Origin of the sequence: Corynebacterium frankenforstense, from assembly GCF_030211955.1 — a bacterium.
Classification (GTDB): Bacteria; Actinomycetota; Actinomycetes; order Mycobacteriales; family Mycobacteriaceae; genus Corynebacterium; species Corynebacterium frankenforstense_A.
Map to the genome: position 1 here is coordinate 1 of NZ_JASODI010000003.1, position 22,967 is coordinate 22,967.

Consider the following 22,967-nt stretch of genomic DNA (forward strand, 5'->3'; position numbering starts at 1 on the left):
CCCGGTGCTGCTCCACGTGGAGCAGCACCGGGCGCCGACGTTTCCGGACCGGGCCCTCCTACACCGAGACCGAGCCCAGCGCGGCGAAGGCGCGGCGCACCAGCACCTCCGGGTCCGCGGGCTTTCCGGCGTCGACCAGCTCGGTGTAGGTGTGGGCGGCCGCGCCGGCGGCGGCACCGGCGGCCCCGATGAACACGCGGGCCTCGAGCTCCGGCAGGTCCGGGTCGCGCTCGGCGACGAGTGCCAGCAGCGGCTGCTCGAACTCCTCGCGCACGCGCACGCGCGCGTCCGCCGGCAGGGCGAAGTTGAGCACGTCGCTGACGCGCACGATCACGGACAGCGGCCCGGGCGCGCCCTCGCGGGCGGTCAGGCCGCACACGGTCGCTTCCTCCAGGGCCGCCAGCAGCGGCTGGTCCTTGGGCGCGGCGCGCAGCTCGTCGATGAGCAGGGTGACCTGGCCGACGACGTACTCGAGCAGCGCGTCCTCCCGGGAGGAGAAGTAGTTGTGGAAGGTGCGCGGTGAGACGCCCGCTTCCTCAGCGATCGCCGCGACGGTCAGTGCCTCGGTGCCGCGCTCGAACAGGATGCGCGCGGCCGAGTCGATGATCGCGGCGCGCGTCGCGGCCTTCTTGGTGTCCCACAGTCCGGCCATGCCGGTTCTCCTCCTCCGGTCCGCCACCGGGCCTTTTCGTGGCCCTCGATTCTACGCTGCCCGGAACTACATCAGTGCGACCCGGCACCCGCGGAGACCGCGGTGCTGCCGCCGCCGACCCCGCCGGCCCCGCCGGACTCCTCGGCGCCCTCGGACGCCGCGGCCGGGGCCTCGAGGTCCTTGAGTCCCTCGCCCTCGATGTCGACGTTGGGCAGGATGCGGTCGATCCACTTCGGCAGCCACCAGGCCTGGTCGCCGAGCAGGAACATCGTGGCCGGGATGATCATCATGCGCACCACGAAGGCGTCGAAGACGATGGCCGCCGCCAGGGCGAAGCCCATGGTCTTGATGAAGGGCATGTCCTGCAGGGCGAAGGCCGCGAAGACGCTGGTCATGATCAGCGCGGCCGCCGTGACCACGCGGGCGCCGTGCTTGAATCCGTTGGCGGTGGCGTTACCGGCGGTCTTGCCGTGGTGGTAGCCCTCGCGCATGCGGGTGACCAGGAAGACCTCGTAGTCCATGGCCAGGCCGAAGACCAGTCCGATGAGCATGATCGGCAGGAAGCTCAGCAGCGGCTGCGGGTCCTCGACGATGCCGCCCCAGCCCTCCTGGAAGAGGGCCACGGTCACGCCGAAGGTCGCGGCCACCGACAGCCCGAAGCCGAGCGCGGCGATCAGCGGCACCCAGATCGAGCGGAAGACGAGCATGAGCACCAGGAAGGCGAGCACCAGCACGATGGCGATGTACGGCAGGAGCACGTCGGCCAGACGCTCGGACATGTCGTCGAAGATCGGGGTGGCGCCGGTGACGCCGTAGCTGGCGCCGGTCTCCTCGTGGAAGTCCGTTTCGTGGGCGCGCAGGTCCACCAGCGTCTGCGAGGTCACCGCGTCGGTGGCCCCGCCGGTCGGGGTGATCAGCACCTGGGCGGCGTCGCCGGCCTCGGAGACGCCGACGATCTGGGCGTTCTCCACGCCGTCGATGGCGGAGAAGTCCTCGACGGCCTGGCCGTAGACGGCCATGTTCTTCTGGGCGGCCATCTGCGCGGCCTGCTGCGGGTCGGCGCCCGCGGCGGCCTCCGCAGCGTCGGCGTCCTCGGGAGCCTCGATCAGCGCGATCATCGGGGCGTTGCGCCCGTCGCCGAAGGCCTCGGCGGTCGTCTCGTAGGCGGTGCGCTGCGGCGAGCCCAGCGTCGCCGAGCCGTCGGTGGGCATCGCCAGGCGCATGTTGGCCGCCGGGATGGCCAGCAGGCCGAGCACGATCACGCCCGCACCGAGGACCAGCCACGGGTGGGCGCGGACCTTGCGCACCCACAGCAGGCCCATGGTCGGCTTCTCGTCCTCGGGGTCCGGGACCTTGGGCCCGGGCACGCGGCCGGCGAAGGCGCGGGTGCCCAGCAGCCCCAGCAGGGCGGGCAGGAAGGTCACGGCGACGAGCACGGCGATGGCCACCGTCACCGCGGCGGACAGGGCCATCCACGTCAGGAACGGGATGTTGATGATGGACAGCGCCCCCAGGGCGATGAGCACGGTGGTGCCGGCGAAGACCACGGAGGTGCCGGCGGTGCCCGTGGCCACGCCCATCGTGTGCGCGCGCTGCTCACGGCTGAGCCCGCGCAGCAGCTCGGCCACGCCCTTGGGGTCGGTGTCGTAGGCGCCGGCCGCCGCGATGAGCTCGTTGCGGAAGCGCGAGGTGATGAACAGCGCGTAGTCGATGCCGACGGCCAGGCCGATCATGGAGGCCAGCACCGGAGTCATCTGGTTGATGTCGTCGGAGAAGACGGTGCACAGGCGCACGCCCAGCACGCCGAGGGCCACGCCGACCACGGCGGTGATCAGCGGCATACCGGCGGCGACCATGGAGCCGAAGGTGACCAGGAGGACCACGGCGGCGACGGCCAGGCCGATCAGCTCGGAGGTCATGCCGATCTCGTCGGCGCCGTTGAAGGCGTTGCCGTTGTAGGAGACCTCGAGGCCGTCCTGCCCGTCATGCTCATCGAGCACCCCGGTCACGGCGTCGAGGTCACCCTCGGGAATGTCCATCGCGGTCTCGGCGTCGAAGGTGACCTGGATTGTGCCGGTGGTCTTGTCCCCGCTCAGCGGGCTGACCGCTGCGATGTCCTTCTCGATCTTGTCCTCCGGCACGCCCTGGGCGGCCAGCTGCTGCGTCATCTGCTGGCGCATGCCGGCGGCGGGCATGACCGGGCTGACCAGAGGCTGCTCCCCGGTCTCCTCGAGCGCACCGGTCCCGCGCAGGTCCTCGATCAGCGCGTCGACGGCTTGGGCGTTCCCGGGGTCGGCGAGCGTGCCGTCCTCGGCCTTGACCACGACCGAGCCGCTGGGCTCGCCGATCGCGTCGCCGGCCTCGGGGAAGTACTCCTGCATCTTCTCCTGGGTCTCGACGGCCTCGAGCCCCGGGATGTTGAAGTTCGTCGACGGTGCCTTGGCGAATGCTCCGGCCAGGCCGCCGACGGCGACCAGGAGTATCAGCCACACGGCCAGAAACGGCCATTTCATCCGGTAGGCCGTGCGGCCCACCTTGTAGAGGAATTTCGACATATGTGTCCTTCTCGGGAAAGTCGGTTACCCGGTTCCCCCTCCCGCGCGACTGCCCCGTGCAGCCGATGGGAGGGTTTGCACAATGAGCGCAAACCCTTCGCGGGAAGGGCCGCCTCACCTGTGCCGCCCCGCCCCGAAACCCCGGATGCTGTCCGCGGCCGGGTGCGGGGGTACTCTGGTTCACCGCGAATGAGTCGGCCCACGGGAGCCGCGGCGCAGCGAACCGGCCGGTTCAACCGGTCAGGCGCACACGTCGAGGAAAGTCCGGACTCCGCAGAGCACGGTGGTTGCTAACGGCAACCCGGGGCGACCCGAGGGCACAGTGCAACAGAGAGCAGACCGCCGCGCCGGTTCGCCGGCGCGGTAAGGGTGAAAGGGTGCGGTAAGAGCGCACCGGCGGGTCAGGTGACTGGCCCGGCCAGGTAAACCCCACCGGGAGCAAGGCACCGAGGTCCCACCTCCGGGCGGGCCGGGAGCGGACGTTCGAGGGCTGCTCGCCCGAGTCCGCAGGTAGCTGCTTGAGGCGGCCGGCGACGGTCGACCCAGATGGATGGTTCCCGCGGCCCCCGCCGAAAGGTGGGGGACGACAGAATCCGGCTTACCGGCCGGCTCATTCGCCCCACTTCTTTCTCAATTTCCGACGTCGCGCCGCACCCGGGGGGCGGGTGCGCGGGACGTCGCTGCCGCGCGGCGTCGTCAATTGCCGACGCCGCGCGCCACTCAGCGCGGCAGGCCGCCGGTGACGTTGACGGCGCGCACCGTCCCGGCGCCGTCGGTGAACTCGACCACGGAGACGCCTGCGAGGTCCAGGAAGACGTTGCCGAAGGTGTGCGCGTCACCGCCGAGCGCGTTGGCCAGCACGGACTTGATCGGGTTGACGTGCGAGACCGCGAGCACGGTCTTGCCGGCGTACTTCTCGAGCACGCCGTCGAGCCAGCGCGAGACGCGCTTGTGCAGGTCGGCGAGCGACTCGCCGTTGGGCGGGGCGATCGTGGGGTCGGCCAGCCAGTCGGTGTGGGCCTCGCCCGCGCGCTCGTGGGCCTGGGTGTAGGTGAGCCCCTCGAAGTCGCCGAAGTCGACCTCGATGAGGCCCTCGTCGACGTCCACCGCGAGCGAGAGGGCGTCGGCGCAGAACTGCGCGGTCTCCCGTGCCCGCTTCAGCGGCGAGCAGACGATGGCGTCGATGCCGCCGCGGGCGCGGATGAGCGCGGCGGCCGCGGCGGCCTGGTCACGGCCGGTCTCGGTCAGGGCCGGGTTGGCGTGCCCGGAGTAGTAGCCGGCCGCCGAGTAGGCGGTCTGGCCGTGGCGCAGCAGGATCAGCCGGGTGGTCGTCCCGCCCGGCGCGCGCCACCGCTCGGGCCCGCTCGCGGCGGGCGCGGACTTGGCGGGCTTCTCCCCCGCCTCGGACTCGGTGCCCGTGGAGCCGGCACCGGTGGACTCGGCGGCGATCTCGCCGACGGGGTGGCCGGCCTTGGCGGCGTCCATGGCCTTGTTGGCCAGCTCGTCGGCCTCGGCGTTCTCCTTGCGCGGCACCCAGGTGTAGCTGACCGAGTCGAAGCCGGCGGCGATGCGATTCGCCTCCATGGCCAGCTTCTTCATGCCGGGGTGCTTGATCTTCCAGCGCCCGGACATCTGCTCGACGACGAGCTTGGAGTCCATGCGCACTTCGACGGCACGCGCGCCCAGCTCGGCGGCGGCGGTCAGCCCGTTGATCAGGCCCTGGTACTCGGCGACGTTGTTGCTGGCCTTCGTGCCCACCACCCAGGCGATGCGGCGCAGCACCTCGCCGGTGGCGGGGTCGGAGACGATCGAGCCGCAGCCGGCCACCCCGGGGTTGCCCCGGGAGCCGCCGTCGGCCTGGACCCGCAGCAGGTCCGCCGCCATCAGGCGACGCCCCGCACGAGGTAGGTGCCGCAGTTGGGGCACTCGGGAAGCTCATCGGCCGGGGCCGCGGCGATGCGCGAGCGGTCGGCGGCCGGCAGCACCATGTAGCAGCCGGAGCAGGAGCGGCCGTTGAAGCGGGCCACCCCGACGTTGTTCTCGGCGCGCCGCGAGTCGTAGGCGGCCAGCACCTCGGCGTCGAGGTCCGCGCGCAGCTCGTCGACGCGGGCCGCGGGGTCCTCCGGGACAGGCGCCGCACCGGCGGCGACCTCGGCCTCGGCGACCTTCTTGTCCAGTTCTTCGAGGTCCTGGACCTGGCGGTCGTAGTTGCCGCGCAGGGCGTGGACCTCGTTGTGGCACTCCATGAGCTCGCTCATCAGGTCCGCGATGCGCGACTTGGCCGCGTACCGGTCGTGCTCGAGGTCGCGGCGCTTCTCCTTGTCGGTCTCGGCGGTCAGCTGACGCTTGTCGTCACGCTCCCGGGCGCGCAGGCGACGCTCGTCCTCCTGGATGCGCAGGATCTCCGCCTCCATGTCGGTGACGGCCAGCTTGGCCGAGGCGACGGAGCGCTGGGCGCGCTTGCGGCGCTCGGTGAGCTTGGCCAGCTCCTTGTCCTCCTCGGTCTGCTGCGGGGCGTCGCCGCCGGCGGCGATGCGGCGCTCGAGATCGGCCAGCTGGAGCAGACGCTGCTGGGCGGCGGGGTCGAGTTTCACGGTCAGTGTGGTCCTTTTCTGCGGGTTGTGGGTTTCTCGGTTACTCGGGATTACTCCGGTCACTTGCCGGCCGGGTGCGCCGACAGGGTCCAGGGGTCGGTGCGCAGACCGATGATCTCGGTGTCCACCCCGGTGCGCCCGGCGATCAGCTCCGCGGCCTGGCCCGTCCAGGGGAACTCGCTGGCCCAGTGGGCGGTGTCCACCACGGCCGGTCCCGCGGCGCGCAGGTACTCGTCGACGGGGTGGTGGCGCAGGTCGGAGGTGACGTAGACGTCCACGTCGAGCCCGCGCACGGCGTCGAGGAAGCTGTCGCCGGCGCCGGAAGAGACGGCCACCCGGCGCACGATCCGCTCGGGGTCGCCGGCGGCGCGCACGCCCCCGACGGTCTCGGGCAGGCGGTCGGCCACGCGCTGGACGAACTCCTTCAGCGGCATCGGCCGGTCGAGCTCGCCGACGCGCCCCAGGCCGGGCAGGGTCTCCGGGTCGCCGGTGGGGGCCATCTCCACGATGTCGAAGGCCGGCTCCTCGTAGGGGTGCGCGGCGCGCAGCGCGGTGATCAGCTGGCGCCGGCGCGCCCGCGGGGCGGTGAAGACCACGCGGGTCTCGGTGGCGGAGTAGAGCTCGCCGACTTCGCCCTCGGTGGGGTCGGCGCCCTCGTCCGGGCGGAACTGTCCGGTGCCCTCGTAAGCGAAGGCGCAGTGGGAGTAGTCTCCGATCTCGCCGGCGCCGGCGGCGAAGAGCGCGTCGGTGACCTTCTTCAGGTCGGCCGGCGGCACGTGCACGCCCCAGTGGTCCAGCAGCGCGGCGCCGCCGGCGTCCTCGGCCGCGACGATCGGCGCGCCCGGGTGGACCCCGAGCAGCTCGGCGAGGCGGTCGTTGACGCCGGGGCGGGCGGCGTCGGCGTTGGTGTGGGCCGCAAACAGCGCGACCCCGCCGCGGATCAGGGTGTGCAGCACCTTGCCCTTCGGGGTGTCGGCTGCGACGGTGCTCGTCCCGCGCAGCAGCAGCGGGTGGTGGACCACCAGCATGTCCGCGCCGATTTCCACCGCGCGCTCGGCGACCTGCTGGGTGCACTCGAGGGCGAAGGCGACCTTGTCCACCTTCGCCTCGGGGTCGCCGCAGATCAGGCCGACCCGGTCCCAGCTCTCGGCGAGCCGGGGCGGGTAGGCCGTGTCGAGGACCGAGCGGATCGTCTCGACGGTTGCCGTGGTCGCCATGGTCTGCGTCCTCCCTGTCTGTGTCCTCGGCCGCCCCGGTCTCACGGGGCGGCCCTCCGGATTCCGTGGCCAGTCTAGCGGTGCCCCGCGACCGCCCCGCACGACGCCGCCGCGGGGTTTCTGCCATGCTGGACTCCCGTGAGACGCGTGAGCCATCTGCTGCTGGACCTCGACGGCACCCTGGTCGACACCTTCCCCGGGGTGCGCGCCGGTCTGCTGCACGCCCTGGACACCCTGGGCCACCCGCACCCGGACGAGGCCTTCCTCGCCGGCATCGCCGGTCCCCCGATGGAGGAGACACTCACCGCCGCCGGGGTGCCCGCCGAGCAGGTGCCCGCGGGGCTGAAGGCCTACCTCGACTACGCCGCCGGCGGCGGGTGGCTTCAGGCCAGCCCCTTCCCCGGGGTGGCGGAGCTGCTGGCCGGCTGGCACGACGAGGGCCTGGTGCTGGCCACCGCGACCTCCAAGGGCGAACACTTCGCCCGCATCACCCTCGAGCACTTCGGTCTGCTCGACTACATCGACTTCCTCGGCGCCGCCCAGGAGGACGGCCCGCGGCGCACCAAGACCGCGGTGCTCGAGCACACGCTCACCAACCTGGGGCTGAAGGGCCCGAAACCGCCGGCGCTGATGATCGGCGACCGCATCCACGACTTCGACGGCGCGCGGGCCTTCGGCATCGACTCGGTGGCCGTGGCCTGGGGCTACGGCACCGACGCCGAGCGCGCCCACGCGATCGCCGTCGCCGCCGACCCCGCTGAACTGGAGAGGATCGTCCATGACCGCACCCGCTGACAAGCCCCTGCACATCTCCTTCGTGTGCACCGGCAACATCTGCCGCTCCCCCATGGCGGAGATCATCACCCGCGACGCGCTCGCCGAGGCCGGGCTGGCCGACCAGGTGCGCGTCGACTCCTGCGGCATCGGCGGCTGGCACGTCGGCCAGCACGCAGACGACCGCGCCCGCGCCGAGCTTGCCGCCCACGGCCACGACTCCGGGGACTTCCGCGCCCACCAGTTCGGCCCCGCGGACGCCGAGGCCGACCTCATCGTCGCCCTGGCCGCCAACCACCGCGCCGAGCTCAAGGCCCGCGGCGCGGAGCCCGACAAGATCCGCCTGCTGCGCTCCTTCGACCCCGCCGCCGAGGAGAACGCGTCCGTCGACGACCCCTACTACGGCGGGCCCGAGGGCTTTTCCGTCACCTACGAGGAGATCACCGCGGCCGTGCCCGGCATCCTCGACTGGGCCCGCGCCCGCCTCGGCAACTGAGCAGCCTCGGAGTCGGAGCGCGCGCCCGCCCCGGGTAGGCTCGGGGACCGTGAGCAGCACGACGAGTGACCGAACGACGCCGCGGGGACGCCGCCGCGGCTCCGCCCTCTCGGCCTTCCTCAAGCCCGGGTGGTTCCTGGCCGTCGTGCTCATCATCGCCTTCTCCTACTTCGCCTTCACCTTCCTGGCGCCCTGGCAGCTGGGCAAGAACGAGGCGATCGGTGAGCGCAACGAGCGCATCGAGACCGCCTTCCACACCGACCCGGTGTCCTACGACGAGATTTTCGACGCCCGCGGCGCCGTCGCCGAAGACGACGAATGGCGCCGTGTGACGGTGACCGGGCACTACGTGCCTGAGGCCGAGACCGTGCTGCGCATGCGCCCGGTCGAGGGCACCCCCTCCGTGCAGGTGCTCACCCCGTTGAAGATGGACGACGGCCGCCTCGTGCTGGTCAACCGCGGCTGGCAGCAGGCCCGCGGCGCGGAGGTCCCCGACTTCGACGCGGCCCCCGACGGCGAGGTGACCGTCACCGCGGTGGCCCGGCGCAACGAGTCCACCCCGGACCGCGAGCCGATGGAGGGGGAGGGCCACCTGCAGGTCTACGGCATCGACACCGGCCAGATCTCGCAGGCCACCGGCGTGGAGCTGGGGCAAGACTTCGTGCAGCTCTCCGACGAGGACCAGCCCGGCGTGCTCAACCCGATGCCGATCCCGAAGCTGGACCGCGGCTCGCACCTGTCCTACGGCCTGCAGTGGATCGCCTTCGGCATCATGGCCCCGGCCGGCCTCGGCTACTTCATCTGGGCCGAGCTCAAGGAGCGCCGCCGCGTCGACGACGAGGAGTCCGAAATGGCCGGCGCCGCAGGCGCAGGCCCCGACGCCGACGGTGCGGGGAGCGGCGACGACGAGGGGCGCGACGTCGGCAAGCGGACGCGGCGCGGGGCACGCGCGCGGTTCAACGACATGCTCTGGGACGACGACGATCTCTCGGAGCCGCCGGCCGACGCGAAGACGCACGAGCACTCGCGCAGCGTGGCGGACCGCTACGGCGGGGCGCGCCACGACGACTACGCGAAGTTCGCCCGCCGCGACGAGGAACGGTTCTAGGCGTTCACATGGTGCGCCCCGACGGACTCGAACCGCCGACCGCTCGGGTGTAAACCGAGTGCTCTCCCAACTGAGCTAGGGGCGCCTGAAAGGACCCGTCGAGATTAACACGGGCCTTTCCCGCTCTACTTGCGGGTCGAGCCGCGCTGGACGAGGCAGGAGCCCTGCCAGTCGCCGAGGCGCTCCGAGGCGGTCTGGACCAGGCCAGCCAGCTGCGCGGACTCGGCGATCACGCCGGTCTCGATCGCGCCGGGGCGCCCGGTGGCCGGGGTCATCAGCCAGACACGGCCGGACTCGTCGAGGGGCCGCACGGCGTCGACCAGGCCGTCGACCAGGTCGCCGTCCTCGTCGCGGAACCACATCAGGACCACGTCGCAGATCTCGTCGGTGTCGTCCTCGAGCAGGTTCTCCCCCAGCACGTGCTCGATCGACTCTGAGATGGAGCTGTCGCAGTCCTCGTCCCAGCCCACCTCCTGCACGACCTGCCCGCGGGTGATGTCGAGCTGGCGGGCGTACTCGTCGGCCACCGTTGAAGATCCTTCCTTTGTGGTTGAGCCCACACCGCGGACGTGCCGGGCGCGGGCGGAATGTCTTTTCTCGCAGGATACAGGCTGAACCCCGGCTCGGCAGAGTCCGCAACACCACACGCCCGGTGCGCCCCACCCGCGCCACCCCCGGAGCTCGCGCCCGCGCCCGCGCACGAGGAATCGCTAGGCTCGGGGCGAATAGGTTGTACCAACCCGAAAGAGGAAAACCCATGGCCGACAGCCCCCTCGGCGGCTCCCGCGCCGACGACACGAACTTCGCCATCATCCGCGACGGCGTCGCCTCCTACCTCAGCGACTCCGACCCGGAGGAGACCCGCGAGTGGATGGACTCGCTCGACGGCCTGCTCGAGCACGCCACCCCCGAACGCGCGCGCTTCCTGATGCTGCGCCTGCTCGAGCGGGCCTCGGCCAAGCGCGTGCCGCTGCCGCCGATGCTGTCGACCGACTTCGTCAACACCATCCCCACCTCCTCCGAGCCCGAGTTCCCCGGCGACGAGGAGGTGGAGAAGCGCTACCGCCGCTGGATCCGCTGGAACGCCGCGATCATGGTGCACCGCGCCCAGCGCCCCGAGATCGGGGTCGGCGGCCACATCTCCACCTACGCCGGCGCCGCGCCGCTCTACGAGGTCGGCTTCAACCACTTCTTCCGCGGCAAGGACCACCCGGGCGGCGGCGACCAGATCTTCTTCCAGGGCCACGCCTCGCCGGGCATGTACGCCCGCGCCTTCCTCGAGGGCCGCCTGACCGAGGACGACCTCGACGGCTTCCGCCAGGAGGTCTCCCGACCCCAGGGCGGGCTGCCCAGCTACCCGCACCCACACGGCATGCCGGGCTTCTGGGAGTTCCCCACCGTGTCCATGGGCCTGGGCCCGCTGGACGCCATCTACCAGGCGCGCTTCAACCGCTACCTGCACAACCGCGGCCTGAAGGACACCTCGCAGCAGCACGTGTGGGCCTTCCTCGGCGACGGCGAGATGGACGAGCCCGAGTCGCGCGGCGCGATCCACCAGGCCGCCCTGAACAACCTGGACAACCTGACCTTCGTGGTCAACTGCAACCTGCAGCGCCTCGACGGCCCGGTGCGCGGCAACACCCAGATCATCCAGGAGCTGGAGAGCTTCTTCCGCGGCGCCGGCTGGTCCGTGATCAAGGTGATCTGGGGCCGGGAGTGGGACGAGCTGCTGGACAAGGACAAGGACGGCGCCCTGGTGGAGATCATGAACTCCACCCCGGACGGCGACTACCAGACCTTCAAGGCCAACGATGGCGCCTACGTGCGCGAGCACTTCTTCGGCCGCGACCCGCGCACCCTCAAGCTGGTCGAGGACATGACCGACGAGGAGATCTGGGCGCTGCGCCGCGGCGGCCACGACTACCGCAAGATCTACGCCGCCTACAAGCGCGCCATGGAGACCAAGGACCGCCCGACGGTCATCCTCGCCCACACCATCAAGGGCTACGGCCTGGGCCACAACTTCGAGGGCCGCAACGCGACCCACCAGATGAAGAAGCTGACCCTCGACGACCTCAAGCTCTTCCGCGACAAGCAGGACATCCCGATCTCCGACGCGGACCTGGAGAAGGACCCGACCCTGCCGCCGTACTTCCACCCCGGCGAGGACGACGAGGTCATCCGCTACATGAAGGAGCGCCGCAAGGAGCTCGGCGGCTACCTGCCCGAGCGCCGCACCGACTACGAGCCGCTCGAGGTCCCGCCGCTGGACAAGCTCAAGAGCGCGCGCAAGGGCTCCGGCAAGCAGGAGGTGGCCACCACCATGGCCACCGTGCGCACCTTCAAGGACCTGATGCGCGACAAGAAGCTCAAGGAGCGCCTGGTGCCGATCATCCCGGACGAGGCGCGCACCTTCGGCATGGACTCCTGGTTCCCGACGCTGAAGATCTACAACCCGCACGGCCAGAACTACGTGCCGGTCGACCACGACCTGATGCTGTCCTACCGCGAGGCCACCGACGGCCAGATCCTGCACGAGGGCATCAGCGAGGCTGGCTCCGTGGCCAGCTTCATCGCCGCGGGCACCAGCTACGCCACCGAGGGGCTGGCGATGATCCCGATCTACGTCTTCTACTCGATGTTCGGGTTCCAGCGCACCGGTGACTCGATCTGGGCGGCCGGCGACCAGATGGCCCGCGGCTTCCTGCTGGGCGCGACCGCCGGGCGCACCACGCTGACCGGCGAGGGCCTGCAGCACATGGACGGCCACTCGCAGATCCTGGCCTCGACCAACCCGGCCGTGGTCTCCTACGACCCGGCCTTCGCCTTCGAGATCGCCCACCTGGTCCACCGCGGCATCGACCGCATGTACGGCCCGGACGGCGGCGAGAGCGTCATCTACTACCTGACGATCTACAACGAGCCGACCCACCAGCCGGCCGAGCCGGAGGACCTCGACGTCGAGGGCCTGCACCGCGGCATCTACCGCTACTCGGACGGCTCCGAGATCGAGGGCGCGGACGGCGCCGAGCACGAGGCCTCCATCCTGGCCTCCGGCATCGGCATGCAGGCCGCCCTGGAGGCGCAGAGGATCCTGGCCGCCGAGTACTCGGTGCGCGCCAACATCTTCTCGGTGACCTCCTGGGTCGAGCTGGCCCGCGAGGGCGCGCGCATCAACAAGCACGCCCTGCAGCACCCGGCGGAGAAGGCCCCGGAGCCCTTCGCCACCAGCCAGCTGAAGAAGGCCGCCGGCCCCTACGTGGCGGTCTCCGACTTCGCCACAGACCTGCAGGAGCAGATCCGCGCCTTCGTGCCCGGCGACTACACGGTGCTGGGCACCGACGGCTTCGGATTCTCCGACACCCGCCCGGCCGCGCGCCGCTTCTTCAACACCGACGCGCCCAGCGTGGTCGTCGCCGTGCTCGCCGGCCTGGCCCGTGCGGGCGAGATCGACGTGCACGTGGCCGCCGACGCCGCCGAGAAGTTCCACCTGGACGATCCGACCCAGGCCTAGGTTCCAGTGACCTTGGTCCTGGGCCCCAGGTCCCAGGTCCCGGGCCCGGAAAGGTAAGCCCCGCCGGTTCCCGGCGGGGCTTTCTGCTGCGTGGGGTCGGTGCAGGCGCGGCGCCGGACGGGCGCTAGCCGACGGCCCGGGCTACTCCCCCTGTTTCTCCGGCTGCGCCTGCTCCTCCGGCAGGGCGTCGATGAGCACGTCGAGCGCCTTGTTCACCACGGCCGGCGCCTCGAGGATGATCATGTGCCCGGAGCCGAAGGCGTCGATGCGCTTGGCTTCGGGCCAGACCTCCTGGATGCGGTCGGCCTGCTCGCCCGGGGTGACCACGTCGCCGGTGCCGGTGATCACGAATCCGGGAACGCCGGCCAGCGCCGGGCCGGCCTCGAGCTCGTCGTGGCTCTGCAGGGAGTCGAAGAAGCCGACGAAGGTCTCCAGCGGGGTCTCGTGGATCATCGCGGCGTGGAACTCGATGAGCTCGTAGTTCGTCGGCCGGCGGAAGACGCCCACGGCCAGGCCCGGGGCGATCATCTTGGTGACCTCCTCGCGCAGCCACTCGGCCTCCTTCGGGCTGGCCTCGACGGCCTCGTAGACCGCGTCGGCGGCCGGCGAGGCCAGGAGCTGCGGCACGCCCTGGTCCGAGAGCGCCTCGATGGAGGTGGCCACGACCACCACGCCGGCGACGCGGCGGCGGATCTCCTCGGGCGCGCGGCGCAGGAAGTTGAACACGGCCAGCCCGCCGAGCGAGTGGCCGACCAGGATCAGCGGGGCGTCGGTGTGGTCGGCGTCGGTGAGCGCCGCCAGGGCATCCTCGGCGAGCCCGTCGACGGTGCACAGGTCGGGGTCGGTGGGGCCGGTGCGGCCGTGACCGCGCATGTCCGGGCACACGCAGCGCACGTCCGGGTGGCTGTCGCGCAGGTGCTCGGCCTGCAGGTAGAAGGAGTCGCCGGCCAGGGTGAAGCCGTGCAGGAAGAGCACGGTGGCGCGCGCCGGCTCGTCGGCGGCGGGCCCGGTGGTCTCCCAGCGCACCATGATCCCGTCGGAGGAGGCGGCGAAGCCGGAGTCGGTGACTTCGGTGAGGCCCGGGCGGCGGTCTTTGGAGTGCAGCGCGCCCTGTTCGAGGGCGATGCGGCGCCGCCCGCCGGGGGTCAGGCGCAGCGCCCAGGAGCGGGTCAGCGCGATCGTCTTGTCTAGCAGTTGCATCACCGGAGATCCTACCTGCGCAGCCGCCGTGGCCCGCAGCCGGCAAAATGTGGACCAGGTTTCCGCCCGGCCGGATCTGCCCTGGGGAAACGCGGAGGCGCGGCGAACTTGGTCCACATTTTGTCGGCGCAGCTGACCGAACCCGCCCCAACCCGACCGGACCCGGCCCCAACCCGACCGGACCCGCCCGCGCCCCGCGCCTCCCACCCGCCCGCGCCCCGTACAGTGGGATGCGACGCGCGGGAGACCCCGCGCCCGGGCGGATCCCGCCCGGAACATCCCGGGACCTACCGGGAACTACCGGGACAACCCGACACAGACCGAGGAGGACGCACCGCGATGGGAGATCTGGCGGCGCAGCTGGCCGCGAAGTTCAACACGGAGGTGCCCCTCGACGCCGACGAGCACGCGGCGGCCGAGGCCGAGGGCGCGGCGGCCACCTCGACCGGCGGCACGGAGAAGTCGACGAAGGCGCAGGCCAAGGCCGACCCGCGCGCGGGCGCGGATCCCCTGCTGGCCGAGTTCGCCGCGCTGGTCGAGGACGTCGCCGGCGTCGAGGCCGGCGAGGTCACCCGACAGTCCCGCCTGCGCGAGGACCTGGGCGTGGACTCGCTGAGCCTGATCGAGCTTACCGTGCGTGCCGAGGAGACCTTCGGGGTGCGCCTGGAGGACACGACGGTCGCGGCCTTCGGCAACGTCGGCGAGGGCCTGGACTACCTGGCCGAGCACCGCTCCCCCGCCGAGTAGCCCGCCCGCGCCCGCCGCACCCGCGCGAACCGCCCCGAAACCCGACCCCCGTGGTACTACCCACCGGCCACACCCCGCGGTACGCCACGCACCCCTGCCGCGCGCCCTGCCCGCCCCCCCGAACCGGGCACGTGGCGCGCGAGCGGCCCCCGAGCCTGCGTGAGCGCGCTCACTTCCTCGTCCCCCTACGATTTTCGTTCACGACACCGGCATATACTCCCTGGTAAGACGCGGTTGTCTGACATCGAGCGCCGCGTCGGAGCGACAAGACGCGAACGCAAGGAGAACGCATGCGCATCGGAATCCCGCGGGAGCCCGATCCCGATCAGCCGCTGGTGTCCGCCACCCCGGACACCGTGCGAAAGCTGGTGAAGCTCGGATTCGAGGTCGACGTCGAACGCGGCGCCGGCTCCCGGGCCGCCTACACCGACGCCGCCTATGAGGCGGCGGGCGCCCGACTTACCGGCGAGGACGTCTGGTCCGCCGACATCGTCACGTGCCTGGACACCCCGCCGGCCGAGTACCGCTCCCGGATGCGTCCGGGCGCCACGCTCATCGCCCGGATGGCCCCGCGCCGCAACGCCGAGCTCATCGACCAGCTGGCCGCGGAGGACCTGACCGCCCTGGCCATGGACGCCGTGCCGCGCATCTCGCGCGCGCAGTCGATGGACGTGCTCTCCTCCATGGCGAACATCGCGGGCTACCGCGCCGTGATCGAGGCCGCCGCGAACTTCGGCCGCCTGTTCACCGGCCAGGTCACCGCCGCCGGCAAGGTCGACCCGGCCACCGTCTACGTCATCGGCGCCGGGGTCGCGGGCCTGGCCGCCATCGGCACGGCGAACTCGATGGGCGCAGTGGTCAAAGCCACCGACCTGCGCCCCGAGGTCGCCGAGCAGGTCGAGTCGATGGGCGCCGAGTTCGTCGCCATCCCCGCGGCTGCCGAGAAGTCCGAGGACGGCTACGCCAAGGAGATGACCGCCGACCAGGCGGCCGCCGCGGCGAAGCTCTACGCGGAGCAGTCGGCCGCCGCCGACATCGTGATCACCACCGCGAACATCCCGGGCCGCAAGTCCCCGGTGCTGCTCACGGCCGCGGACGTCGCGGCGATGAAGCCCGGCTCCGTGATCGTGGACATGGCCGCCGCCAACGGCGGCAACTGCGAGCTGACCGTGCCCGGCGAGGTGACCGTCACCGACGGTGGCGTGACCGTCATCGGCTACACGGATCTGGCCGGCCGGCTGCCGGGCCAGGCCTCGCAGCTCTACGGCCAGAACGTGGTCAACCTGTTCAAGCTGATCACCCCGCACAAGGACGGAAAGGCCACCCTGGACCTCGGCGACGAGATCGTCCGCCAGATCACCCTGACCGCCTCCTCCCGCGGCCCCGAGGTGACCTCGAGCAAGGAAGAGATTGACGACGCCGCGCAGGGCGCCGTCGCAGCGTACGCCGCGGCCGACGGCGACGGCGCCTCCGGCGCCGGCGCCCCGGTGGCCACCACGCTCTTCCCCGCGCCCCCGGTGAAGGTCTCCGCCGCCCCGAAGCCCGCCCCGGCCGCCGACGCCGCAGGTGCCGGCGACGGTGCGGCCGACGAAGCGTCGGGAAGCAAGCCGCACCGCTGGTGGGCCTGGCTCGGCGGCCTGCTGGGCGTGGCACTCATCCTGGCCAGCCCGGCGGAGGTCTCCGCGGACTACCTGGTGCTCATGCTGGCCGTCGTCGTCGGCTTCTACGTGATCACCGCCGTGACCCACTCCCTGCACACCCCGCTGATGAGCGAGACGAACGCCGTCTCCGGCATCATCCTCGTCGGCGCGGTGCTCCAGGTCGGCTCGGCCAATCTCGCGGTCTCGGTCCTCGCGTTCATCGCGATCGTGATCGCCAGCATCAACATCTTCGGCGGCTTCACGGTGACCCACCGCATGCTCGCCATGTTCCGGCAGGAGGCCTGAGATGACCCACGTCCTCTACGCACTCGGCGCCACGTCGTCCGAGACCACCACCGCGCTGTCCGACTGGACGGGGCGGATCACCACCCTGGCCTACCTGGTCGCCGCCGTGCTGTTCATCCTGGCGCTGGCGGGCCTGTCCAAGAACGAGACCGCCCAGCGCGGCAACACCCTCGGCGCGACCGGCATGACCGTCGCGCTGGTGGCCACCGTGGCCAAGGCCCTGGTGCAGTCGCACGAGAACCCGGGCGAGTACCGCTCGGCGATGACCACGCTGCTGCTCATCGCGGTGGCCATGCTCGTCGGCGCGCTGATCGGCGTGCCGATGGCCAAGAAGGTCGAGATGACCGGCATGCCGCAGCTGATCGCGCTGCTGCACTCCTTCGTGGGCCTGGCCGCCGTGCTCATCGGCTTCAACTCCTGGCTGCACCCGCAGGACGTCTCCGAGGAGATGGAGTCCTTCCACCTCGGCGAGGTCTACCTGGGTATCTTCATCGGTGCGGTGACCTTCACCGGCTCGATCATCGCCTACCTGAAGCTCTCCGGGAAGATCAAGGGCGCCCCGCTGACCCTGCCCGGGCGCAACCTGCTCAACCTGACCGTCATCGTGTTCAGCCTCGTCGGCATGGGCCTGTTCATCGCCGGTAAGGGCGAGTCGACGCTCGCGGTGGCCAGCCTCGCGGTGATGACCGTACTGGCCCTGCTGCTGGGCCTGCACCTGGTCGCAGCCATCGGCGGCGGCGACATGCCCGTGGTGGTCTCGATGCTCAACTCCTACTCGGGCTGGGCCGCCGCGGCCGCCGGCTTCATGCTGGCCAACCCGCTGCTGATCATCACCGGCGCGCTGGTGGGTTCCTCGGGCGCCTACCTGTCCTACATCATGTGCCAGGCGATGAACCGCTCCTTCGCCGCCGTGATCCTGGGCGGCTTCGGCACCGGCTCGGCCACGGCCGCCGAGCACGACTACGGCACGCACACGGAGACCACCGTGGCCGAGACCGCGCAGGCGCTGCTGGCGGCCAAGAAGGTCGTCATCACCCCGGGTTACGGCATGGCCGTCGCCCAGGCGCAGTACCCGGTCGCCCAGCTGACCGACACGCTGCGCAAGGCCGGCGTGGACGTCACCTTCGCGATCCACCCGGTCGCCGGCCGCCTGCCGGGCCACATGAACGTGCTGCTGGCCGAGGCCAAGGTGCCCTACCCGATCGTCCACGAGATGGACGAGGTCAACGACGACTTCGGCGAGGTCGACGTGGTGCTGGTCATCGGCGCCAACGACACGGTCAACCCGGTCGCCTACGAGCCCGGCTCCCCCATCGAGGGCATGCCGGTGCTCAAGGTCTGGGACGCGGAGAAGGTCATCGTGTTCAAGCGCTCGATGGGCTCCGGCTACGCCGGCGTGCAGAACCCGCTGTTCTTCCACGAGAACACGGACATGCTGCTCGGCGACGCGAAGGCCTCCGTCGACGCGATCAACTCCGAGCTGGCCAAGCTCGCCCCCGCCAAGTAACGCAGACCGGGCCGGGTCCGGTCCGTGATTTCCGACGCCGCGCGTGCCCCACGGGTGCGCGCGGCGTCGGCGTTCGGGGCACAATGGTCACATGACATCTCACATCTCGTATCTGAGCGACATGGACGGCGTGCTGATCAAGGAGGGGGAGATGATCCCCGGCGCCGACCGGTTCCTCAAGGCGCTGGTGGACAACGACGTCAACTTCATGGTGCTGACGAACAACTCCATCCAGACCCCGCGCGACCTCTCCGCGCGCCTGCTGGCCCAGGGCCTGGACGTGCCCCCGGAGCGCATCTGGACCTCGGCGACGGCGACCTCCGACTTCCTGCGCCGCCAGGCCGAGCGCGGCACCGCCTACGTCGTCGGCGAGGCGGGCCTGACCACCGGCGTGCACGAGGCCGGCTGGATCCTCACCGATGTAAACCCCGAGTTCGTGGTGCTCGGCGAGACGCGCACCTACTCCTTCGAGGCGATCACCACCGCGATCAACCTGATCCGTGCCGGCGCGCGCTTCATCTGCACCAACCCGGACGTCACCGGCCCGGCCCCGCAGGGCGTGCTGCCGGCCACCGGCGCCGTGGCCGCGCTGATCACCGCGGCGACGGGCCGCGAGCCGTACTACATCGGCAAGCCCAACCCGATCATGATGCGCTCGGCGCTCAACACCATCGGCGCGCACTCGGAGCGCACGGTGATGATCGGCGACCGCATGGACACCGACGTCAAGTCCGGCCTGGAGGCCGGCATGCGCACGATCCTGGTGCGCTCGGGCATCTCCGACGACGCCGAGGTCGGCCGCTACCCCTACCGGCCGACCGCCATGATCGACTCGATCGCCGAGCTCGCCGAGCGCTGGGACGACCCGTTCGGCGACGGCTCCTTCCACGAGCCGTTCCCGACGGACGATTAAATTCAGCTGGCCGCCGGCCACGGCGGCCCGTCAGCGGGCGCGGGTCAGCGTCGCATCGAAGGACGCGGTCTCGGCCAGCTCGCGCAGGGCGCGGCCGAAGGCGCGCAGCTCAGCGGCGGGCGCGGTGAGCACCTGACGGCAGCCGGTGCACCCGGCGCCCTCGCGGCGCCAGTCGGTGCACCAGTCGGCCTCGAGCGGGTCGGTGCCGGGTGCCACCCACGATCCTTCGGTGGGCAGGTGCTTGACCATGAGCGCCTCGACGTCGCGGCGCAGGCGTACGGGCATGCCCGCGATGTGTAGCACGGCGTGGACGAGCGACACCGGGGCGTCGGCCGGGCGGTGCCGGCACGTCGACGGTGCGGTCATCATCATTGTCACGGGGATGTCCCCTCACATGTCCGGTGGAACGCCGCGTGTGCGGCGCAAGACGAGGTTCGTCTTCCCCAACGATCTCGTGTACCGGTTGTGTGCCCCGATTGTCCGGGGCGTCCCCGTGGTGCGGCAACAGTCAAGTGGCACTTGATCCCCCGTTTACTCAAGTGCACCTTGAGACTCGCATGAACGCTGGTGTACTCCTGTGGGCTCCGGTGCGCGACTCACACGCGGGGCCCCGGTGGCTCAACGCCGGCGCTGCAGCTCCTGCCAGATAAATTCGTTGGTGCGCTCCCACAGTGGTTTGACCCAGTCCTGGAAGCGGCGGTCGGTCAGCGCGACCATCGCTGTGCCGGCGCAAGGCAGGTCCGCAAAGCGCCCGACGGCGGGCACGGCCCACAGGTAGGTGCCGGACATGCCGAAGTGCCCGACGGTCTCGCGGGGCATGTCCGGGCCGGTCCAGTGCGGCGACTTGTGGTCGGCAATCTCGAAGCCGAGCCCCCACAGGCACGGCTTGTGGAAGCCGTAGCCGGGCACCATGCCGTTGAGTTCGGGGAACTGGGGACTGAACGCCTCCTCGAGGGTCTCGGGCGCGAGCAGCCTCGGATGGGCGAGCTCCTCAGCGAAGGCGACGAGGTCGGCGACGGTGGAGACCGCGCCGTGGCCGGCCGAGCCGCGCAGCTCGGTGGCGGACATGCCCAGCGGCTCGAAGACTCCCTCGGCCAGGTAGTCGGGGAAGTCAATGCCCGTCTCCTCGCCGACGCGGTCGGCGAGGATCTCGAAGCCGGCCGAGGAGTAGAGGCGCCGCTCCCCCACCGCCCGCTCGGGCTCGGGGTCGCGGAAGCCGACGCCGGAGGCGTGGGCCAGCAGGTGGCGCACGGTCGAGCCCTCCGGCCCGCAGGGGGTGTCAAGCTCAAAGACGCCCTCCTCGACGGCCATGAGCACCCCGTAGGCGGACAGCAGCTTGGTCACGCTGGCCAGCTCGAAGACGCGGTCGGTGTCGCCCGTCTCGGCGAGCACCGTCTCGCCGTCGGTGACGGCGGCGGCGAGGTTGTCCACGGGCCAGTTCTCCAACGGGTGCAGCAGGCTCATGGTCACCATCGTAGCGGCGCGTGTCCCCGCTCACGGGCGAGCGGCGGCGTCGAAACTGTACCGAACGTTTGTTACAGTTACTCGCCGTCAACACATCAACTCGACTCAGAAGGTGAAGTCTCAGGAGAAGGAAATGACGACCATGAACACCGCGCCGGACGCGAAGAACGCGACTGCCCCGATGACGACCACGAAGCGCACCACGCCCGCCCAGACGACGGCCCCGGCCCAGCGCTGGGGCTTCCTCGCCGTGATCAGCCTGGGGCTCTTCCTCGTCGGCGCCGACAACTCGATCCTCTACACCGCCCTGCCCGTCCTCCGCGACGAGCTGCACACCACGGAGCTGCAGGGCCTGTGGATCATCAACGCCTACCCGCTGGTGCTCTCCGGGCTGTTGCTCGGCACCGGCACGCTGGGCGACAAGATCGGCCACCGGCTGATCTTCCTCATCGGCATCTCGCTGTTCACGGTCGGCTCGCTGGCCGCGGCGTTCTCCCCCTCGGCGTGGTTCCTCATCGCCGCCCGCGCGGTGCTGGGCCTGGGCGCGGCCGCGATGCTGCCGGCCACCCTGGCGCTGGTGCGCGTGACCTTCCCGGACCCCCGCGAGCGCAACACCGCCATCGGCATCTGGGGCGCGGTCTCCGTCGTCGGCGCCGCCGCTGGCCCCGTCCTCGGCGGGCTGCTGCTCGAGATGTTCTGGTGGGGCTCGGTCTTCCTGATCAACGTGCCCGTGGCGATCGTGATCATCGTGGCGACGATGCTCATCGGCCCGCCGAACATGCCGCGCCCGGAGAAGCGCTGGGACGCCGTCTCCTCGGCCTTCGCCCTGGTGGCCATGGTCGGCCTGGTCATGACGATCAAGGAGTCCGCCAACCCGGCGCGCTCCGGCTGGCTGATCGCCGCCGCGGTGGTCTGCGCCCTCGTCGGCGGCGTCGCCTTCGCCGTGCGTCAGCGTGCGCTGCGTGCGGCCGGCCGTGAGCCGCTGCTGGAGGTCTCGATCTTCCGCAACCGCATGTTCTCCGGCGGCGCGGTGGCCGCGGTGGGCGCGATGTTCGCGCTCTCCGGCGCGGAGCTGCTGACCACCCAGCGCTTCCAGATCTCGGCGGACTTCTCCCCGCTGGACGCGGGCCTGCTGGTGGCCACCGCCGCGGTCGCGGCGATCCCGGCGTCCGTCATCGGCGGCTCGGTGCTGCACCGCGTGGGCTTCCGCACGCTGATCACCGGCGGCTTCCTGCTGATGGTCGCGGGTGTCACCGGCTCCGTGCTCTCGATGGGCAACGCGCCGCTGTGGGTCTTCGCCTGCTGCCTGGCGATGACCGGCTTCGGTTCCGGCAGTGTCATGAGCGTGTCCTCGACGGCCATCGTCGGCTCCGCGCCGTTCTCCCGGGCGGGCATGGCCTCCTCGGTCGAGGCGGTCTCCTACGAGTTCGGCAGCCTGCTGTCGGTGTCGATCCTCGGCTCGCTGATGCCGGCGGTCTACGCGCTGCGCGCGCCGGCCGAGGTCGCCCACGACGTCAACCACGGCGTGGACCACCCCGTCTTCGCCGAGGCCGCCACCGCCGCCTACGATTCCTCGTACCTGACCGTCCTGAGCCTGTCCGCGGTGATCGCGCTCGTCGCGGCCGCCGTGACGGCCTGGTGCTTCGCCGGAAACCCGAAGGAGGTCGAGGCCCGTGAGGCCGAGTAAGCGCGAGCAGATCCTGGAGACCGCCGTCGAGATGATCGACGCCGACGGCCTCGAGGCGGTCACCTGCGACTCGCTCTCCCAGGCCACCGGGGTGAGCAAGTCGGGGTTGATCTACCACTTCCCGTCGCGCCACGAGCTGATGCTCGGCGTGCACCACCACCTCGCCGACGAGTGGGAGAGAGAGCTTGTCGACGCCGCGGGCGCCCCCGCGGCGGACCTCTCCCCCACCGCGCGGCTGCGCGCGCTGGTGCTCTCCCTGTCGGGCTCGGCGACGCGGGCGGATCTGCTGGTGCAGCTCGACGCAGCGAGCCACCCCGACTTCGAGAACGTCTGGCGCGAGGTGGACCGGCGCTGGTCGCCGGCGCCCGAGGAGGTCGGCTCCTCCCCGGAGGTCGACGCGGCGTATCTGGTGCTGCTGGCCGCCGAGGGGCTGTGGCTGCACGACCACGCGCACCTCTACTCCCTCACCCCGGAGCAGCGGGAGTCGCTGACGGACGCGATCATCGCGATGATTCCGGTGGAGGATTCCTGACCCGAGGGCCCTCCCCTCCCGCGCGCGGAACCGCCGCACACAAACTCGCGCATGCAAAACC

At 71.3% G+C, this 22,967-nt stretch carries 19 protein-coding genes, 1 tRNA gene and 1 other RNA gene; 11 read left to right on the forward strand and 10 right to left on the reverse strand.

Going from position 1 to position 22,967, the window contains the following annotated elements:
- Positions 1 to 58 precede the first annotated feature (58 nt).
- Entirely contained in the window at positions 59 to 652 is a 594-nt protein-coding gene (locus QP119_RS02115) for a TetR/AcrR family transcriptional regulator (protein WP_284773372.1), read from the reverse strand.
- Between the two features lie 71 nt (positions 653 to 723).
- Positions 724 to 3,207, reverse strand: a complete 2,484-nt coding sequence (locus tag QP119_RS02120; RefSeq protein WP_284773374.1) for an MMPL family transporter — start codon at positions 3,205 to 3,207, stop codon at positions 724 to 726.
- A 190-nt stretch (positions 3,208 to 3,397) separates the two neighbouring features.
- Here QP119_RS02120 and rnpB point away from each other — a divergent pair.
- Positions 3,398 to 3,824: RNase P RNA component class A (gene rnpB / locus QP119_RS02125), an RNA gene on the forward strand.
- Positions 3,825 to 3,927: 103 nt separating this feature from the next.
- Here the strand turns inward: rnpB and QP119_RS02130 are convergent.
- The 3 genes from QP119_RS02130 to QP119_RS02140 are packed head-to-tail and all read right to left on the reverse strand — an operon-like array spanning position 3,928 to position 7,018.
- The gene (locus QP119_RS02130; RefSeq protein ID WP_284773375.1) at positions 3,928 to 5,091 is read right to left on the reverse strand and encodes a bifunctional RNase H/acid phosphatase; all 1,164 of its coding nucleotides are present in this window, start codon (positions 5,089 to 5,091) and stop codon (positions 3,928 to 3,930) included.
- On the reverse strand, positions 5,091 to 5,801 hold the full coding sequence (locus tag QP119_RS02135) for a zinc ribbon domain-containing protein (protein ID WP_284773377.1): 711 nt from the start codon (positions 5,799 to 5,801) through the stop codon (positions 5,091 to 5,093). Before QP119_RS02135 ends, QP119_RS02130 begins: the two co-directional genes overlap by 1 nt.
- Before the next feature lie 59 nt (positions 5,802 to 5,860).
- The gene (locus tag QP119_RS02140) at positions 5,861 to 7,018 is read right to left on the reverse strand and encodes a Nif3-like dinuclear metal center hexameric protein (protein WP_284773379.1); all 1,158 of its coding nucleotides are present in this window, start codon (positions 7,016 to 7,018) and stop codon (positions 5,861 to 5,863) included.
- A 147-nt stretch (positions 7,019 to 7,165) separates the two neighbouring features.
- Here QP119_RS02140 and QP119_RS02145 point away from each other — a divergent pair, with 147 nt between their 5' ends.
- From QP119_RS02145 to QP119_RS02155, 3 genes are read left to right on the forward strand one after another with little or no spacing between them, the layout of a single operon-like run.
- The gene (locus QP119_RS02145) at positions 7,166 to 7,813 is read left to right on the forward strand and encodes an HAD hydrolase-like protein (protein ID WP_284773381.1); all 648 of its coding nucleotides are present in this window, start codon (positions 7,166 to 7,168) and stop codon (positions 7,811 to 7,813) included.
- A complete protein-coding gene (locus tag QP119_RS02150; RefSeq protein WP_284773383.1) occupies positions 7,797 to 8,288 on the forward strand; it encodes a low molecular weight protein-tyrosine-phosphatase in 492 nt (163 codons plus the stop codon). The genes QP119_RS02145 and QP119_RS02150 overlap by 17 nt, the downstream gene beginning before the upstream one ends.
- A gap of 49 nt (positions 8,289 to 8,337) precedes the next feature.
- Positions 8,338 to 9,396 carry an SURF1 family protein gene (locus tag QP119_RS02155; RefSeq protein ID WP_284773386.1) on the forward strand — a complete coding sequence of 353 codons (1,059 nt, stop codon included), beginning with the start codon at positions 8,338 to 8,340 and terminating at the stop codon, positions 9,394 to 9,396.
- A 9-nt stretch (positions 9,397 to 9,405) separates the two neighbouring features.
- On the opposite strand, the gene QP119_RS02160 is transcribed toward QP119_RS02155, so the two are convergent.
- Both QP119_RS02160 and QP119_RS02165 read right to left on the reverse strand, forming a co-directional pair.
- A tRNA-Val gene (locus QP119_RS02160) sits at positions 9,406 to 9,481 on the reverse strand.
- A gap of 40 nt (positions 9,482 to 9,521) precedes the next feature.
- Complete coding sequence (locus QP119_RS02165) at positions 9,522 to 9,956, reverse strand: DUF3052 domain-containing protein (protein WP_423777741.1); 435 nt, start codon at positions 9,954 to 9,956, stop codon at positions 9,522 to 9,524.
- Between the two features lie 197 nt (positions 9,957 to 10,153).
- Here QP119_RS02165 and aceE point away from each other — a divergent pair, with 197 nt between their 5' ends.
- Positions 10,154 to 12,910, forward strand: a complete 2,757-nt coding sequence (gene aceE / locus QP119_RS02170; protein WP_284773388.1) for a pyruvate dehydrogenase (acetyl-transferring), homodimeric type — start codon at positions 10,154 to 10,156, stop codon at positions 12,908 to 12,910.
- Between the two features lie 141 nt (positions 12,911 to 13,051).
- Here aceE and QP119_RS02175 read toward each other — a convergent pair whose 3' ends face one another.
- A complete protein-coding gene (locus QP119_RS02175) occupies positions 13,052 to 14,110 on the reverse strand; it encodes an alpha/beta fold hydrolase (RefSeq protein ID WP_284773389.1) in 1,059 nt (352 codons plus the stop codon).
- A gap of 339 nt (positions 14,111 to 14,449) precedes the next feature.
- On the opposite strand from QP119_RS02175, the gene QP119_RS02180 reads away from it, so the two are divergent.
- The 4 genes from QP119_RS02180 (at position 14,450) to QP119_RS02195 (ending at position 19,223) form a co-directional block, all read left to right on the forward strand.
- Positions 14,450 to 14,857, forward strand: coding sequence for an acyl carrier protein (locus tag QP119_RS02180; RefSeq protein WP_284773390.1), 408 nt, complete (start codon positions 14,450 to 14,452; stop codon positions 14,855 to 14,857).
- 290 nt (positions 14,858 to 15,147) lie between these two features.
- The gene (locus tag QP119_RS02185) at positions 15,148 to 16,803 is read left to right on the forward strand and encodes a Re/Si-specific NAD(P)(+) transhydrogenase subunit alpha (protein WP_284773391.1); all 1,656 of its coding nucleotides are present in this window, start codon (positions 15,148 to 15,150) and stop codon (positions 16,801 to 16,803) included.
- 1 nt (position 16,804) lies between these two features.
- The gene (locus QP119_RS02190) at positions 16,805 to 18,310 is read left to right on the forward strand and encodes an NAD(P)(+) transhydrogenase (Re/Si-specific) subunit beta (RefSeq protein ID WP_284773392.1); all 1,506 of its coding nucleotides are present in this window, start codon (positions 16,805 to 16,807) and stop codon (positions 18,308 to 18,310) included.
- 91 nt (positions 18,311 to 18,401) lie between these two features.
- Positions 18,402 to 19,223: an HAD-IIA family hydrolase gene (locus QP119_RS02195; RefSeq protein WP_284773394.1), complete on the forward strand. Its 822-nt coding sequence runs from the start codon at positions 18,402 to 18,404 to the stop codon at positions 19,221 to 19,223.
- A 30-nt stretch (positions 19,224 to 19,253) separates the two neighbouring features.
- Here QP119_RS02195 and QP119_RS02200 read toward each other — a convergent pair whose 3' ends face one another.
- On the reverse strand, positions 19,254 to 19,601 hold the full coding sequence (locus tag QP119_RS02200; RefSeq protein ID WP_284773395.1) for a hypothetical protein: 348 nt from the start codon (positions 19,599 to 19,601) through the stop codon (positions 19,254 to 19,256).
- Positions 19,602 to 19,841: 240 nt separating this feature from the next.
- Positions 19,842 to 20,687: a serine hydrolase domain-containing protein gene (locus tag QP119_RS02205; RefSeq protein WP_284773396.1), complete on the reverse strand. Its 846-nt coding sequence runs from the start codon at positions 20,685 to 20,687 to the stop codon at positions 19,842 to 19,844.
- Between the two features lie 181 nt (positions 20,688 to 20,868).
- Between QP119_RS02205 and QP119_RS02210 the strand changes: the two genes are divergently transcribed.
- Together QP119_RS02210 and QP119_RS02215 are read left to right on the forward strand one after the other, a co-directional pair.
- Positions 20,869 to 22,374, forward strand: coding sequence for an MFS transporter (locus tag QP119_RS02210; RefSeq protein WP_284773601.1), 1,506 nt, complete (start codon positions 20,869 to 20,871; stop codon positions 22,372 to 22,374).
- Positions 22,361 to 22,906, forward strand: coding sequence for a TetR/AcrR family transcriptional regulator (locus tag QP119_RS02215; RefSeq protein WP_284773397.1), 546 nt, complete (start codon positions 22,361 to 22,363; stop codon positions 22,904 to 22,906). Before QP119_RS02210 ends, QP119_RS02215 begins: the two co-directional genes overlap by 14 nt.
- Positions 22,907 to 22,967: the final 61 nt, after the last annotated feature.